Here is a 15,646-nt window from a genome sequence, read left to right on the forward strand (position 1 = left end):
AACTTACGTCATGCTGATGCTGGCTGGAGCAATTCTATTATGGGGGATTTTCGATCAGTCAGATCACTCGTTGTTTGGCAAAGTTATTGCACTCTATGCTAAGAAACAGTTGTACATTGCCTTTGCTGTTCTCGCTCTACAGGCAATTGCCAGCTACTTGATTATTAAGTATGTGGCTGATGCCGCCCGTTATTTAACACCTTCCCCTGATAACATTGCCGAACGTAATAAAATCAGGGCGGAAGGGATCAAGCTGCTCCGTTCGTTACATGAATCCGGGAAGTATTTTAGAATTGTCGTCGTTGGTCACAGTCTTGGGTCGGTTATCGGCTACGACATAATCCGGCACCTCTGGGTAGATTTGAGAGAATCTTATGATCCCCACCCGATAAAACAACCACTGGCAGCTCAATTTGATCGTATGACTGCTCCTACGGCGACTATCGAAGTGGAGGCGTTTCAGCAGAAACAACATAAATTATGGCGAGAGCATCGTGCGGCTGGCATACCTTGGCTTGTCACAGATTTTATTACAATTGGCTCGCCATTAACCCACGCCACCCTGCTTATGGCAGACGATTTCGACAAATTCGAGGAGTGTAAGGTTGAGTTTGAGTATCCGTGCTGTCCACCTGTGTCCATTAAGGAACAGGACACGCATTACCGAAAGAATTACATTTTCGCTGATTCGCACATTGTAAGTGTGCTTATCCCGCATCATGGGGCCCCATTCGCGTCCACCCGCTGGACTAATCTGTTCTTTCCATACCGAATGGGTATTTTTGGTGATTTGATCGGTGGACCTCTCGCCGGTAGTTTCGGCTATGGCATCCGGGATGTGCCAGTATGCCCATCGGATACCGGCTTTCTTGGAAAACTTTTTTTTTCACATACCCGCTACTGGGATTCATCTGAGGCAGATAGTATCAAGGCCCTTCGGTCTGCTATGCGATTGGAAAGTTTACATTCTAAAGAAGCATGGCCAGAACCAACTCAACTGACCCGTAAACCATAGCTGTTCATAACGTGCAATTGTTTATGAGGCCCGTCAGATGGGCCTCGCCGCAGATATCGTCATCATCGTTGTTGTCGCTTTGATCGGTACGCTACTTGCCCAGCGTCTCAAGCAGCCGTTGATCTTGGGCGGACATCACTGTCGAGATCGGCGTGGCTCTGCTCCTCTTTGCCTCCGCGCCGTGGACATCTTCAACCGCCTGCGCCAGCCGGACGAGCTGGAAAAAGCGCAGGCGGCTTTGCGGGAATGCGGCAGCGGGAATTCATAAACAGCCCTCACAGCATCCACCTCGCCTTTTTCACGCCCTCCGCCAGTGTGCCGCCGCGTCAGCAGCTTATTTTTCCTCATCAAAGATGAGAATGCTGGTACGACAGCGTGGCACGACTCCGTTTTTTCATCTTAACTGCCCTTCTTTTTTCATTTTTTCTGCTCTATAATGACTGCATGGCAGCATTGGGAACGCATCTCATTATCACTTTCAAAAAAAGAGGCATCATGACAAGAAACTGCATTAGTTTTGCGCTCAGTCTGAGCGCAGGAATCGCCCTCACCGCAGCCGCCGCGCTGGCAAAGGACGCTCCTCCGGCTCCTGCCCCTGCGGTGCCGTCCGTTGCAACCCCGGCATACAGCCGTTACAACATGGAGGAGTGGAAGGCGAAATTTCCCCATTATCCTTCGCACCTCAAGTTGGACGAAGCGCTGACAAAGGAAGATGCGCAGTTCAACGCTCCGTCCGTGATGACCTGCGCGGGCTGCCATCCGCAGCAGTATGAGGAGTGGCAGAACTCCATGCACTCGATGGCTTTCCAAGATCCTGTGTACCTCGGCGAGCTGAACTTGGCAATCAAGGCCGTGGGCAAAGACATCGCCAAGCAGTGCGAGGGCTGCCACACCCCGGCTGCCTTCCTTTTGGGCGAGACCGAGGGCGAGTTTGATTTTGACAAGCTCAGTCCGCTGGCCAAGGCGGGCGTGTCCTGCGATGTCTGCCATTCCATCAAGCAGCACACTCATTTGGAAACGCCTTCCGGCGAGCCGGAGAACGGCTCCTACATCCTTTCTCCCAATCGGAAGGATGCGAAGACCGGTGAAAGCAAGCTGACCAAGTACGGCCCTTTCCCGAACTACGAAGGCTGCGGCGGCGGTTTTCATGAATGTGTCGAGTCGCCTCTGCACCGCACCTCCGAGATGTGCGCAGGCTGCCATCAGGTCTTCCATTACAAGGAGCATTTTCCCATCGAGCATACCTATGCCGAATGGAAGAAGAGCATCTACTCAATCAAGGGCGTGCAGTGTCAGGATTGCCACATGGTGGACATTGACACCTTCAAGCGTTCCGCTGACACCTTCACGTTGCCCAAGCGCGGCGAGTACCGGCATTACTTCAACGGCGCCAACTTTGTCCAGTACTTTCTTGCCGAGCTGAAGGCGAAGAAGGAGGGCAATGAGAAGCTGGCAGCCAATGCGAAGCAGAAATTTGACATGGCCGTTGAGCGCCTGCAAGCTGCTGCCGAGCTGGAGATTGAACCGTTCTACAACGCCAAAGGCGACCTGTCCAAGATCAGGGTGCGGGTGCACAACAAGCGGGCCGGACACAACCTGCCCACTTCTCTCAGCAACATCCGCCAGATGTGGCTGGAAGTGCTGATCACCGACAGCAAAGGCAATGTCCTGCTGAAGAGCGGCTTCTTGGACGAGAAAGGCGAGCTGGATCCGAAGACCTACAACTTCAACTCGGACGGCATGGACATCAACATGAAGTTCGCGCTTGATCCGTGGGAAGTGGTTTCCTTCTCCAAGCACGACACCATTCCGCCCAAAGGCTACCGTGATGTGTACTACACCCTCATCAACGATGCCAAGGCTGATGAGCTGAAGTTCAGCGCCAAACTCCGCTTCCGTCAGGCCAGCCAGGCTGTGGTGGAGAAGCTCCTGAGCAACCAGCCAAAAGGGGTTGATCTGGAGAAGATCTACGGCCTCACCGCTGTGCCTGCGGTGCCGGTGGTTGACATGGTTGTTCAGGAGGTGACGCTCAAGACCAAAGGCGAGCCGGAAGCAGTTAAGTAAGCACCTTCTCACCCCACGCTGTGCCTGCGGCATCCTCCGTTTTTCCTCGGAGGATGCCGTTTTTTTTACCTTTCAGACTCTTCTCGCGCTGCATAGAAAAAAAATTGTACTTTTTTCCCCGCTCCCCTATAATAGCCACAGTTGGTGCTACAAAAACCATTTCATTCATCACCATGAGAGGAGGAGTCATGAGACACAAGCGTGTGGGAGTCGCGCTCTGTCTGACAGCGGCGATGGCCCTGACAGCAGTGCCTGCCTTCAGCCAGACTGGCCAAGGCGGCAAGCCCGCCCCGGCGGCAGGGCAGCAGTCCCTGTATGATCAGCTCGGCGGCGCGCCCGCCATTGATGCCGCAGTCAAGGGCTTTTACAAAAAAGTTCTGGCTGACTCACGGGTCAACGGCTTTTTCAAAGGCGTGGACATGAACCGGCAGATCGCCATGCAGAAGGCGTTTCTGACCTTCGCCTTTGGCGGCCCCAATGCCTATCAGGGCAGAGATTTGACGGCGGCTCATGCGCATTTGGTCGCACGCGGTCTCAATGACAGCCATTATGACGTGATTGTCGAGCATCTCGGCACCACGCTGAAAGAGCTGGGCGTGAAAGACGAGCTGATCGCGCACGCGGCCAAAGTGGCCAACAGCGTCCGTGGCGACATCCTCGGCAAAAAAACAAGCAGCGGCGCGGCGGCACCGGCCTCGGCAGCCAAGCCTGGCCAGAGCTGGCCGCCTGCCGGAGCTTCATCCTATTCATCGCCGAAGCCCGGTGTCGGCATCGTTCCGCCGAATCCGAACGAGGTTGACAAAGATCTGGGCAATATTTGGAGCAAGCCCTATGATCGCTTTGATCATGACTACCTCAAGCAAAAGTATAAATTCTATCCTTCCAATATCGCCTTTGAAGACAACGGCGTGCCCTTCGAGACCCCGTCCATTTTCACCTGCGCTGGCTGTCATCCGCAGCAGTATGAGGACTGGCAGGGTTCCATGCACGCGCAGGCCTTCCGCGACCCGATTTATCTCGGCGAGCTGATGCTGGGAGTCAAAGCGGTGGGCAAGGAGATCACCAAGCAGTGCGAGGGCTGCCACACGGCGGCGGCCGTTGTCACAAAGCAGATGCCGGGCGAGAACGAGGAGTTCGATTTTTCCAAGCTCTCAGATCTGGCCAAGGCGGGCGTGTCCTGCGATGTCTGCCATTCGATCAAGCGGCACACGCATTGGGAGACTCCGTCCCGCGAGCCGGAGAACGGCTCTTATGTGCTTTCGCCTGGCTATAAAAACGCCAAAGGCGAGAACGTCCGCACCAAGTACGGCCCCTTCCCGAACTACGAGGGCTGCGGCGGCGGCTTCCATGAGTGCGTCGAGTCGCCCCTGCATCTGCGGGCCGAGCTGTGCGCGGGCTGCCATCACGTCTTCCACTACAAAGAGCATTTCCCGTTTGAGCACACCTACAACGAGTGGAAGAAGAGCATTTACGTGGGCAAGGGCATTCAGTGTCAGGACTGCCACATGGTCGACATTCCGACCTTCAAGCGCACCGCTGACACCTTCCAGAAGCCGCAGCGGCATGAGTACCGTCACTTCTTCAACGGCGCCAACTTCACCATGTACTTCTTGGAGAAGCTGCGGGCTGAGAAGATGGGCGACAAGAAGCTGGCTGAGAACGCCCAGCAGAAGTATGATATGGCGGTTGCCCGGCTCCAGCTCGCCGCCGAAGTGGACATTGACCCGATCTACAACGAGGAAGGCTACCTGAGCAAGGTCAAGGTGCGGGTGCATAACAAGCGCGCCGGCCACGCCCTACCCACCTCGCTGACCAACCTCCGCCAGCTGTGGCTGGAAGTGGTGGCCAAGGACGAGACCGGCAAGGTTGTGCTGAGGAGCGGCTTCGTCAAAGAGGACGGCGAGCTGGACGAGAACACCTACATATTCAACTCCGACGGCATGGACCATGCCATGAATTTCGCCATTGATCCGTGGGAGGTTGTCTCCTTCTCCCGGCACGATGTCATCCCGCCCAAGGGCTACAAGGATGTCTATTACACCACCCTCAGCGATCTGAAGAAGCACGACATCACCTTCCATGTCAAGCTGCGCTACCGGGCCGCCCCGCAGTGGGTTGCTGAGAAGCTGTTCAAAAACCTGCCCAAAGGCTTTGACCTGAAGGAGATCTACGGTCTTGACAAGGTGCCTAGACCGCTGCCGGCGGTGGACATGGTTGACAAGACTGTGACCTTCAGCACCCAAGGCGCGCCGACCAAAACACGGGTGCAGGAGCGCGGCGACACGGTGAAGACCGCTGCGGACGCGTTCTACGAGGAGCTGGGCGGCGAAGAGGCGGTGAACAAGGCGGTTGACCGCTTCTACGACAAGGTCATGGCCGATCCGGCGGTCAATTATTTCTTTGAAGGCATTGACATGGACACCCAGCGCCGGATGCAGAAGGCGTTCATGAACTTCGCCTTCGGCGGCAGCCTGCCCTACAAAGGCCGCGATCTGACAGCGGCTCATGCCCGCTTAGTCAAAGAGAAGGGCCTCAATGACACCCACTTCAACATCATCATCAAACACTTCGGCGACGCGCTGCGCGAGCTGGGCGTGAAAGAGGAGATGATTGCAGTGGCGGTGCGGGTGGCGGAAAGCGCCCGCAAGGATGTGCTGGGCAAATAAACGCCCAGGCTGCTGAACAGGCGGCATGACAGAAACCGGCATCCTGCGAGGGATGCCGGTTTTTTTATTGCCCGCCGCTCCCGGCAATCCGGTATAATTTTGCACGATGCAGCTTCGCTTATTTCCGCTCGACAGAAAAGGACGCGCCGCCTCCATGCACGGACAAAAAAAGAAAAGTTTGAAAAAAAAGCTGCTGCTGGAGACCGGAGCAGTTCTCCTGCTGGGCGCAGTCCTGCCGAGCGGCGCGGCTTTTCTGACGCAGTGCTGCGCCCCTTCGTGGCGGCTGCCTCATGAGCCGCTGGCCGCCATGCTGCTCGGCTGGAGCGCGGTGGCCGCGATCCTCGCCTCTTTGTTCATCATGCTTGCCCGCCATGCTGAAGGCAGCGCGCCGACAGCGGTCTGGACTGCCGCCGCGCTGGCTGGCATGGGCGTGCTGGACGGCTTCAACGCCGGGGGCGGGCAGCCGCAGGCAGCCGCCTGTCTGCACAGCGGCGCAGCCTTGGTCGGCGGCCTGCTTCTGCTGGCGCACAATCTGCCGGAGCGCGTCGCCCGGCATCGGCTCATGGAGTGGCTGCCCTGCCTGACTGCCGCGCTCTGCGCCGCGCCCGGCATTGTGTTCATGCTTTTTCCAGCCCAGCTTCCTGCCGCCGGGCCGCCGTTCATCCGGGCGGTGAGCATGGCGGGCAGCATCTGCTTTCTCAGCGCCGGACTGAGCTTTCTGTTCCGGCGGCGCAGAAATCCGGCCTCAGAAGAAGAGGCGCTGCTGCTGGCCGGATGCAGCCTGCTCTTCGCTTCGGCAGCTTGGTTTTTTCCTGCCGCTGTCCCGCACGGCGCGGCCTGGTGGATCTGGCTGCTGCTCCGGCTGGCCGCGCTCTTCCTCCTGCTCTGCCTGTTTCTCAACCGCAGCCAGGAGCAGATTCAGCATCTCCGCCGCCATCGGGACGAGCTGGCCGCCGCCCGCAGGCAGCTTGCCGATCTGATTGAAAACTCGCCCTCCGCTGTCACCCTCAAAGATCTCTCAGGCCGCTTTGTGCTGGTCAACCGCCGCTTCGAGGAAATTTTCGGGGTGAGCAAGGAGGAGGTGATGGGCAAGTCCGCTGCCGACATCATGCCGCAGCTGACCCGGCGGCTGCGGGAAAGCGGGGCGGAGAGCGGGACCTTGACCGAGTACGAGGAAAGCATCCCTCTGCAGGACGGCACCCGCACCTTCCTCACCTCCTGCTTCACCCTGCCCGGCAGCGGGGAAAGCCTCTGCTGCGTCGGCTGCATTCAGACTGACATCACCGAGCGCAGGCAGCTGGAGCAGCGGCTGCAGCTGGATCAGAAAATCCTCGAACATGCCGAGGAGGCTGTTGTCATCACCGATGCCGAGGCGGCCATTCTTGATGTCAATGAGGCCTACACCGCCATCACCGGCTATGAGCGGGAGGAAGTGATCGGCCAGAATCCGCGCATCAACAAATCGGGCCATCACAGCAAGGAATTTTACCAGAAGATGTGGCGGCAGCTGCTGGAAACCGGCTCGTGGTCGGGCGAAATCTGGGACCGGCGCAAGAGCGGCGAGGTTTTTGAAAAATGGCTGACCATCAGCGCGGTCCGCGACAGCGGCGGCGCGACGGTCAATTACGTCGGCATTTTCAACGATCTCACCGAAAAGAAGAACATCGAGCGGAAGCTGAAGAACCTGCTTTTCTACGATCCGCTGACCAAGCTGCCCAACCGCGCCCTGTTTCAGGAGCGGCTGGAGCAGGCGATGCGCAGCAGCCAGAGCCGCGATCTGCCGCTGGCCCTGTTTTGCATCGACCTCGACCGCTTCAAGGATGTCAACGACACTCTCGGCCACAAGGCGGGCGACGAGCTGCTGGCGCAGGCGGCCAAGCGCATCCGGGGCGGCGTGCGCAAGAGCGACGTGGTGGCCCGGCTCTGCGGCGACGAGTTCACGGTCATTCTCTCGGAGATCAAATTCCGCGAGTCCGCAAGTCATCTGGCCCGGCGGCTGATCCATCTCCTCCAGCAGCCTTTCCATATTGACGGCGAGGAGGTCTTCATCAACGCCAGCATCGGCATCAGCCTCTATCCCGACGACGGGCTTGAGGCCGAGATGCTGATCCGCAACGCCGACACGGCCATGCACTTCGCCAAAGAGCGGGAGCAGGGCAGTTTCCAGCTTTTCCGCGCCCAGATGAACCAGCGGCTGGTGCAGCGGATCAATTTGGAAAAGCAGCTCCGTCACGCCTTGGAGCAGGAGCAGTTCGTTCTGCACTATCAGCCCAAATACCGGACGGCGGACGGCAGCCTTGCCGGCGCGGAAGCCTTGGTGCGCTGGCAGCACCCGGAGGAAGGGCTGATCTCCCCGGCGGAGTTCATCCCGCTGGCTGAGGAAAGCGGCCTGATCACCGCCTTGGGCGAGTGGTGCCTGAAAACCGCCTGCCGCCAAGTCAAAATCTGGGAGGGGCAGGGGCTGCATCTGGGCCGGGTGGCGGTCAACCTCTCCTCGCGGCAGTTCCAGAACCGCAGGCTGCTTGAGCTGCTGCGGAGCACGCTGGAGGAAACCGGCCTTTCCGCCGCCTTTCTTGAATTGGAGATCACGGAAAGCGCGGTGATGGAAAATCCAGAGCAGGCCGTGGCCCTGCTGCGCGACATCCGCCAGCTCGGCATCACCATCGCCATTGACGATTTCGGCACCGGCTACTCCTCGCTGGCCTATCTGAAAAAATTTCCGGTCAACAGCATCAAGATCGACCAGTCCTTCATTGCTGATCTGGTCAAGGATTCCGATGACGCAGCGATAGTCGAGTCGATCATTCAGATGGCCCGCAGCCTCGGCTTGGAGGCCGTGGCCGAGGGCGTGGAGACGCTGGAGCAGCTTGAATTTCTCCGGGAAAGAAAGTGCCATGAAGTGCAGGGCTACTATTTCAGCAAACCGCTGCCGCCGGAGCAGTTCGCCAAAAAAATTCTCAATCAGACGGCCAAATGAATTTCAGCGCAGAAACAGCCTGATCCGCTCCGGCCTGCCGCAGAAAAATCACGCCGGTCAAAAAAATATTGTTGACAGTCCAAACCATGCTTGCGGAGCCGCCGCTTTTCATTTATTATGTGCGCCTTTTCTTGCTGATAGCCAATCCGTGCAGAATCGCCCCAAGCGAGCAACGGCAGAGCAACTGTCAGGAGCAGGAGAATTGAGGTTTTCTCTTATTTCTGCAATCTTTAACCTTGAGGGGGGTATCATGTCTGTCATTCTGCCAAAACTTCCTGCCGCCGCATCCGTCCGCATCTCCGAAATCGTCAGCAGAATTTCCGAGCGCGAACAGATAGAACAGGCGGCAGCCCTCCACGGCACACCGGTGATGCTGCTTGACTGCGAGGTCATCCGCCGTCAATACCGCGCTCTCCGCCAGGCTTTGCCTGAAGCTGCCGCCCACTTTGCTCTGAAGCCGCTGCCGCATCCGGCAGTGGTGAAAGCCCTGCTCCAAGAAGGGGCGAATTTTGATTTGGCCACCAACGGCGAAGTTGATTTGGTGCAAGCCGCCGGGGTTCCCGGCGAGAAGACCATTCACACGCATCCGATCAAGCGGGATTCAGACATCCGCCACGCGCTGAACTACGGCTGCACGGTTTTTGTCGTCGACAACCTGAATGAGCTGGAAAAGTTCAGCAAATACCGCGATCAGGCCGAGCTGCTCATCCGCCTCAGCTTCCGCAACGCCGATGCCTATTCCGACCTGTCGAAGAAGTTCGGATGCAGCCCGGAAGGAGCTTTGGAGCTGATCCAGCACGCGCACCGGCTCGGCATCCGCATCAAGGGATTGTCCTTCCATGTCGGCTCACAGACCGCTGATCCGCAGAAGTACGTCACCGCCATCCAAACCTGCGGCGAGGTTTTCCGCCGGGTGACGGAACTGGGCCTGCCCAAGCTGGGCACGCTGGACATCGGCGGCGGCTTCCCGGTGCATTACATTGATCAGGTCTTGGCGATTCAGGAATTCTGCGCGCCGATCCGGCAGGCTCTGGCCGAGTTCCCGGAAAGCGTGGACGTGATCTCCGAGCCGGGCCGCTTCATCGTCGCTCCGGCAGTTATTTCGGTGTCTTCGGTGATGGGCCAGGCCGAGCGCGACGGCAAGATGTGGTATTACTTGGACGACGGCCTCTACGGCTCTTTCAGCGGCATGATCTACGACCACGCGGTGTATCCGGTGCAGGCGCTGAACAACGTCGGCGAGCTGTTCCCGTCAGTGCTGGCCGGGCCGACCTGCGACAGCATTGATGTGATTTCTGAAGACATCATGCTGCCCAAGCTGAAGAACGGCGATTTGGTCATCGGACGGATGATGGGTGCCTACACCGCTGCTTCCGCCTCCGAGTTCAATTTCTTCCCCAAAGCCAAGATCGTCGTGCTCAACGAGCCGACCGACCTGCTCTGACATTCCCCAGCCGCCCTGAATTTAAATTGAATTCAGGGCAGCGGCTTTCCCTCTCTGTCTTCACGCGCGCGGCAGAACCGCTCTGCCGCCCTTGCATTCATCTCCAGTCAGCAGTATGATTATCACGTCTGCTCGCCGGAGCAGGCGGAAGCGTTGTCCTCGATATTCTGCATTTCCACATTCAGGAGGAACAAGATGACCGCATTTGACAGACGGGATTTGCTTAAAACTGCCGCTGCTGCCGCTGCTGCTGCCGCCGCAGGTTCAGCTGTGTCCGCCTTTGCCGCTGACGAGACCGCCGCGCCGCCGCCTTTTTCTCCGGCTGGCTCGGTCTATTACACCAAGGAGCAGCCGGGTCACTGGAAGGGCAAAGAAGGCGGTCATGCGCCAGAAGTGAAGATTGAGGGCGGCAAGGTCTCTGTCGTCACCGCGCATCCGATGACCGCCGAGCATTTTATTGTCCGCCACACCGTCATTCTGGCTGATGGCACCGTGCTTGGTGCCAAGAATTTCGCCCCGACCGACAAGCCGGAATCCTCATATGACCTGCCGAAAGACTACAAAGGCAAAATTTGCGCCACCAGCTTCTGCAACCTGCATGATCTCTGGGTGAGCGAGGCGGAAGCCTGATTTTCCGCCCCTCCCGCCTTTGCCAAGCCGCGCTGTTTGCAGTGCGGCTTTTTTTTCACTTTCTGCTGACTTTTCCGCCGCTTTGTGAAACAATGCAGACAGAACCGCATCTTGACTGTCTTTAGCGGAGCCTTGGCGGATGAAACGCATCTTTTTATTTTTGCTGATTTTTGCAGTGCTCGCCGACGCGGCGTGGCTCGTCGTCATCCGGCCCAACCCGGAACTCCGGGAGCTGGCGCGGTTGCCCAGCCGCAGCGAGCTGGCCGCTGCCGGACGAAAAATCGCGGCCTCCGCTCCTGTGCGCCAATTTCTTTCCGGGGAGCTGCTGCGTCCGCAGCCCCTTGAGCCGCTGGAACTGGTGCCGGAAGATGCCCTGTTGCTCATCGATGCCGCTGATGCCGCAGCAGCAGGTCGCACCTTCCTCAACTCGCGTTTCGGGCGGACGCTGAAGGGCATCCGCTGGGCGGCGGTGCTGGATCAGCTGGACGTGCCGCCGCTGCTGCGCAAGCCCGCCGAGGAGCAGTTGGTCAGCTTGCAGCACCTGCTGGCCCATCCTCTGCTGCAAGAGGCTTTCAGCTGGAGAACCGTGCTGGCCCTGCTGCCGCCGGAGCCGGAAGCCTTGGCGGCGGCTCCGCTCGACACTTTGCTGACACGCGCCCTGCTGCTCACCGCTCCGCCTGAGGGCGGCGCGGCCTTCCTTGATTTGCTCAAGACCGAGAAAAAACAGCCGGATTTGCTCTACCATCACGGCATGGGCATTTTGACGCTGGAGCTGGAGCATGGCCGCAAGCTCCACGCCTCTTTGGTCGGCGGCCAGATCGCCTTGTCCTTGGGCTTGGAGCCGGTGCAGCGGAGCATTGACCTTTTCATCCGTCATTTCATCTACAAGCGGAATGGCTTGGCCGCCCGGCGCGATTACGCCGAGCTGAAGCAGGACGCCGGGGGCCGCGACGATTTTTTTCTCTATGCCGATTTAGCCCGGCTGAAGGCCCTGCTCGCCGACGAGGCACCGCCGCCGCTGGAGGCCGCGTCCGGCACCCGCAGCATGGCCCTCTTTCACTGCCCGGACGGAGAAGCGGCCAAGCTGACCACAGTGCTGCGTTTCGCCCCGGAAGAGCTGCGTCAGCCTTTGCAGAAAAAAATCTACACCGCCGCGCCGGTCGCCAACCGCACCTTGGCGAAAATGCCTGCCAGCCTCCTGCTCTATATCTGGAGCGGCTGGCTGCGGCCCGACTGCTGGCGGCAGAGCCTGATTGACAGCGGCAGGCAGGAGACGGCGGACAAAACTGACGCATGGTTCAAGACGCAGACCGGCCTCAGCTTCGGCGAGATTCTCTCCTTGTTCGGACGCGAATTCAGCGTTAATATTGCTGAGATCAGCACGACCGGCCTCTTTCCTGTGCCACGGCTCTGCTTTGTCGTCGAAGTGCGGGAGCGGAAGAAGGCGGAACGCTTTCTCAGCCGGATGCTCTCCGGCCTGCCGGTCAAAAGCCAGAAATTGCCGAACGGCGTGACGCTGGTCTCCTTGCAGGCGGCCAAGGGGATGCTTCAGCCTTCCTACGCCTTTGCCGACGGTTTTCTTTATTTGGCCGACAGCCGCGAGCAGTTGGTGGCAATTTTGGCCGAAAGCGGCGGGCGAATGCAGGATGACACCAGCTTTCAAGCCGTGGACACCGGCAAGGGCCAGCCCGGCAACCTGCTGATTTTCGCCCGCGCCGCCCAACTGACGGACGGCCTCAAGGAGCTGGCCGCTTGGGGCGGAACCATGATCGCGGTGCGCAACGATCAAATCGGAGAGAAAAGCAAGGTGCTGATTGATCAGGTGATCATGCCGCTCTTGGACAGCCTTGGCGGCTTTGAGACCGTGAGCCTGCGCAGCTTCACCCGCAGCGGCGAGCTGGTGCTGGAGGCTGCCGCCTTGACCGCCGCTGAAAAGCAGCCAGAGATTGCCGCCGAGGCGGAGCCGCAGTTTGAATAAAAAAAAACCCAGCAGGTAGATAATAAGGCAACTTTTTGTTTTTCCAAAAAAATATCAGCAAACCGCCCCGCAGCCGCCCGCGCAGAATTCTTGACAAAATTCCCAATTCATGTGAAGTAGAGCAGAACAGAATTCGTCTTTTCCCTGACCGGTTCAAGCGGCTGAGAAACCGGCAGGAATCAATTTATCGAATTTACGGTTGGAAACACATAGAGTTACGCAGTTCGATTCCAAACCAATTGATTTTGTTCAACGGGTGATTCATGCGGCAAAAAGACAACTTGCTGTAATAGTTGGATTTTTCGTTTCAACTGCGTAAGTCCTAATTTTATCTGCGCAAAATTATTTCTAATAAATAAAAATAAAAAATATGAGGCCAACATGAATAAGGCTATCAATTGGTGCAGCTTGCTGCCAGAAGATATTGACCAAGCAAATATGATTGCGGACAGCATACATACAACACTGCCAGAACGTCCTGATATATTTATTGAAAAAAGAAACCTTTTTCCTGAAGGGTGTTGTAAGTTAGTTAAAAATGGTGCGATGGTTGGTTATGGAATTTCTCATCCTTGGACGCTTTACGCTGTTCCGCCTTTAGATGAATATTTAGTTTGCTTGCCAAAAGAACCAAATTGTATTTATATTCATGATGTTGCTGTATTACCTCAAGGCAGAGGGCTTGGTGCACTCGATCAATATGTCGAATATATAAAACATATTTCTACAAATATTAGAATATCATCAATCGCTCTTGTTTCTGTTTACGGAACAGACGTTTTGTGGAAAAAATTTGGATTCTTTACGCCAAACATCCTTAACAGAATCGATTTGATTCAAAAAATATCCTCATACGGAGAGTCTGCTAAATATATGGTGTTAAATTTTACATGATTATCTTTTTAAAAAAATTCTCCGCCTATTTTTCTGCTTCCTTAACTTTTCTTGTAGGAATAAAAGCGGCTTTTTCGTTGTCAATTTCACTGCAAACATTTTTACTTATCTTTCCTCTTTTATTTTTTTGCTGCGCTGCAATTGCTTGGATTGAGTCTGCACAGAGTGACGTTTCATCGAGAGTAAACGCTAATGAAAATGATGGTCCTATTTCTCTTTCAATATCACGTGCGCTCGATACTGTTAAAATTCACCCCAGAGATGATGAATCAATCGCTTTTCAAGCGAATAAAATTGTAAGGAGATATCTTGACAAGAAATGTATATCGTATAAAGATTATAAAAAATGGCGAGATAAAAATTCAAACATATTCACGGCTATCACCGGCACAAAAGGTGAACTTGTTGGTTTTTTTGATATATTCCCATTAACAGAACATGCTGCAAAAAGAATAGTTGACGGGTCGCTAAAGGAAAGTGAGTTGTCTGAAAAAGACATACTGCCATTAAATATGGACAAATCTGCAAAGACAATCTATATAGCATCGATTATGGCTAATCCTGAACAATCTCTTTTCAGCCCGATAGTGGCTAAAGAAGTAATTATTTTAAAATTTGTTGAGTTTCTTATACAAGAGTTTCCTCCAGATGAGGACAGGTCTATTTTTGCATACGCCCATACTTCATACGGAGAAAGATTGCTGAAGAATTCAGGGTTTACAAATATTTTACTATCTAAAGATAATAAAATGCGTGACCCTCTTTATCAGTTATCTCCTGATGGATATCGTGAGGCATTTAAAATTTTTAAAGAATTTAATGTAGGAAAAAATAAAACTGACAAAATGAAAAGACGAAGAAAAATTAAGTTAGAGGCAGAATCGGCAAGAGGTATCGCTGCTGAATTATCAGCGGCATGAAAAAAAATAATGGAATTTATTTACAAACAACAATATCAATATTTTTTATATATACACTGAAAAACATCGCCAAAAGTAAGCGGATTGTTTCGAGCTTCACATTCATGTGACCTCGTCCTATTTTTTTCAACAACTCACAGCAAGGAGCAACAAAGATGGCACTGACGGTAAAGGCAATCGCCGAGAGCATCAACATCATGGGAAAGCGCAGCGGCACCGCCATGAAAGAGCGCATCCAAGGGCCGATTCAGGAAATGGCGCGGGAGGAGGCGGAAGCAGGTGCTTCCTACCTCGACCTCAACATCGGGCCGGCCCGCAAGGACGGAATCAATCTGATGCCGTGGATGGTGGAGACCGTGCAGAGCTGCGTCGCCACTCCGCTCTGTCTGGACACCACCAACACCGACGCGATGATCGCGGGGTTCAAAGCAGTGCAGAACAAGAGCGAGGCGATCATGAACTCCATCTCCGCCCAGCCGGAGCGGATGGAGAAGCTGATCCCGGCTGCCGCTGAGGCGGGCTGCAACGTCATCGCCCTGCTCTGGGGGCCGGACGGAATGCCGCGCGACTCCAACGAGCGCGCCGCGATGGCGGTTGACCTGATGATGGCCCTCAACGCCGCAGGCATCCCCAACGAGAAAATCCTCTTCGATCCCATCGGCACCCCGATCACCTTGGGCGCGGATCAGATCGCCTCCGGCCTTGAGTTCATGATGATGCTACAGGACATCGCGCCGGGATCAGGCTCCACCGTCGGCCTGTCCAACGTCTCCAACGGCGTGGCCGAGCACCTGCGCAAGTATCTTGACCGCACCTATTTAATCATGCTGATGAAATACGGCATCAGCACCGCCATCGTCAATGCTTATGACAAGGAACTGATGTCCATCTGCAAGGGCGAGCGGCAGGATCTGGTTGATCTGGTGCACGGCATGATGGACGGCAATGATCCTGATCCGTCCGCTTTGAGCGGTTCGGCCTTGGAGCATTACAAGACCTACAAAGTGCTTTCCGGCCAGGCGGTCTTCTCTGAATCTTGGCTGACGCTGTAATGGAGC

At 55.8% G+C, this 15,646-nt stretch carries 12 protein-coding genes and 1 pseudogene; 12 read left to right on the top strand and 1 reads right to left on the bottom strand.

Annotated elements, in window-relative coordinates; translation table 11 throughout:
- Positions 1-10: 10 nt before the first annotated feature.
- From ACNKH3_RS03320 to ACNKH3_RS03330, 3 genes are all read left to right on the top strand, one after another.
- Positions 11-1,015 (top strand): hypothetical protein, encoded by a 1,005-nt coding sequence (locus tag ACNKH3_RS03320; RefSeq protein ID WP_420208241.1) that lies wholly within the window; start codon positions 11-13, stop codon positions 1,013-1,015.
- A 37-nt stretch (positions 1,016-1,052) separates the two neighbouring features.
- Positions 1,053-1,283, top strand: a complete 231-nt coding sequence (locus ACNKH3_RS03325) for a hypothetical protein (RefSeq protein WP_420208242.1) — start codon at positions 1,053-1,055, stop codon at positions 1,281-1,283.
- 227 nt (positions 1,284-1,510) lie between these two features.
- A complete protein-coding gene (locus ACNKH3_RS03330) occupies positions 1,511-3,079 on the top strand; it encodes a multiheme c-type cytochrome (protein WP_420208243.1) in 1,569 nt (522 codons plus the stop codon).
- Here the strand turns inward: ACNKH3_RS03330 and ACNKH3_RS03335 are convergent.
- Entirely contained in the window at positions 3,072-3,269 is a 198-nt protein-coding gene (locus tag ACNKH3_RS03335) for a hypothetical protein (protein WP_420208244.1), read from the bottom strand. The two genes, ACNKH3_RS03330 and ACNKH3_RS03335, sit on opposite strands and share 8 nt — an antisense overlap.
- A 43-nt stretch (positions 3,270-3,312) precedes the next feature.
- On the opposite strand from ACNKH3_RS03335, the pseudogene ACNKH3_RS03340 reads away from it, so the two are divergent.
- The 9 genes and pseudogenes from ACNKH3_RS03340 to ACNKH3_RS03380 all read left to right on the top strand — a co-directional run.
- Positions 3,313-3,744 (top strand): annotated as a pseudogene (locus tag ACNKH3_RS03340) (group I truncated hemoglobin); the annotation flags it as partial.
- A gap of 243 nt (positions 3,745-3,987) precedes the next feature.
- Positions 3,988-5,745 carry a multiheme c-type cytochrome gene (locus ACNKH3_RS03345; RefSeq protein WP_420208258.1) on the top strand — a complete coding sequence of 586 codons (1,758 nt, stop codon included), beginning with the start codon at positions 3,988-3,990 and terminating at the stop codon, positions 5,743-5,745.
- Between the two features lie 154 nt (positions 5,746-5,899).
- Complete coding sequence (locus ACNKH3_RS03350; RefSeq protein WP_420208245.1) at positions 5,900-8,722, top strand: EAL domain-containing protein; 2,823 nt, start codon at positions 5,900-5,902, stop codon at positions 8,720-8,722.
- Between the two features lie 295 nt (positions 8,723-9,017).
- A complete protein-coding gene (locus ACNKH3_RS03355) occupies positions 9,018-10,166 on the top strand; it encodes a type III PLP-dependent enzyme (RefSeq protein WP_420208259.1) in 1,149 nt (382 codons plus the stop codon).
- Positions 10,167-10,361: 195 nt separating this feature from the next.
- Positions 10,362-10,796, top strand: a complete 435-nt coding sequence (locus tag ACNKH3_RS03360) for a desulfoferrodoxin family protein (RefSeq protein ID WP_420208246.1) — start codon at positions 10,362-10,364, stop codon at positions 10,794-10,796.
- 139 nt (positions 10,797-10,935) lie between these two features.
- Positions 10,936-12,774, top strand: coding sequence for a hypothetical protein (locus tag ACNKH3_RS03365; RefSeq protein ID WP_420208247.1), 1,839 nt, complete (start codon positions 10,936-10,938; stop codon positions 12,772-12,774).
- Between the two features lie 381 nt (positions 12,775-13,155).
- On the top strand, positions 13,156-13,668 hold the full coding sequence (locus tag ACNKH3_RS03370) for a GNAT family N-acetyltransferase (protein WP_420208248.1): 513 nt from the start codon (positions 13,156-13,158) through the stop codon (positions 13,666-13,668).
- Complete coding sequence (locus ACNKH3_RS03375) at positions 13,665-14,588, top strand: hypothetical protein (RefSeq protein ID WP_420208249.1); 924 nt, start codon at positions 13,665-13,667, stop codon at positions 14,586-14,588. Before ACNKH3_RS03370 ends, ACNKH3_RS03375 begins: the two co-directional genes overlap by 4 nt.
- A gap of 155 nt (positions 14,589-14,743) precedes the next feature.
- The gene (locus ACNKH3_RS03380; protein WP_420208250.1) at positions 14,744-15,640 is read left to right on the top strand and encodes a dihydropteroate synthase; all 897 of its coding nucleotides are present in this window, start codon (positions 14,744-14,746) and stop codon (positions 15,638-15,640) included.
- The last annotated feature ends 6 nt before the right edge of the window (positions 15,641-15,646 follow it).

It is taken from the genome of Candidatus Electronema sp. JC (genome assembly GCF_048287365.2).
Taxonomy (GTDB): Bacteria; Desulfobacterota; Desulfobulbia; order Desulfobulbales; family Desulfobulbaceae; genus Electronema.

Excerpts from the sequence above, each read along its gene's own strand:
- ACNKH3_RS03320 (WP_420208241.1), top strand. The coding sequence starts at position 11 with ATGCTGATGCTGGCTGGAGCAATTCTATTATGGGGGATTTTCGATCAG.
- ACNKH3_RS03325 (WP_420208242.1), top strand. The coding sequence starts at position 1,053 with ATGGGCCTCGCCGCAGATATCGTCATCATCGTTGTTGTCGCTTTGATC.
- ACNKH3_RS03330 (WP_420208243.1), top strand. The coding sequence starts at position 1,511 with ATGACAAGAAACTGCATTAGTTTTGCGCTCAGTCTGAGCGCAGGAATC.
- ACNKH3_RS03335 (WP_420208244.1), bottom strand. The coding sequence starts at position 3,269 with ATGACTCCTCCTCTCATGGTGATGAATGAAATGGTTTTTGTAGCACCA.
- ACNKH3_RS03350 (WP_420208245.1), top strand. The coding sequence starts at position 5,900 with ATGCACGGACAAAAAAAGAAAAGTTTGAAAAAAAAGCTGCTGCTGGAG.
- ACNKH3_RS03360 (WP_420208246.1), top strand. The coding sequence starts at position 10,362 with ATGACCGCATTTGACAGACGGGATTTGCTTAAAACTGCCGCTGCTGCC.
- ACNKH3_RS03365 (WP_420208247.1), top strand. The coding sequence starts at position 10,936 with ATGAAACGCATCTTTTTATTTTTGCTGATTTTTGCAGTGCTCGCCGAC.
- ACNKH3_RS03370 (WP_420208248.1), top strand. The coding sequence starts at position 13,156 with ATGAATAAGGCTATCAATTGGTGCAGCTTGCTGCCAGAAGATATTGAC.
- ACNKH3_RS03375 (WP_420208249.1), top strand. The coding sequence starts at position 13,665 with ATGATTATCTTTTTAAAAAAATTCTCCGCCTATTTTTCTGCTTCCTTA.
- ACNKH3_RS03380 (WP_420208250.1), top strand. The coding sequence starts at position 14,744 with ATGGCACTGACGGTAAAGGCAATCGCCGAGAGCATCAACATCATGGGA.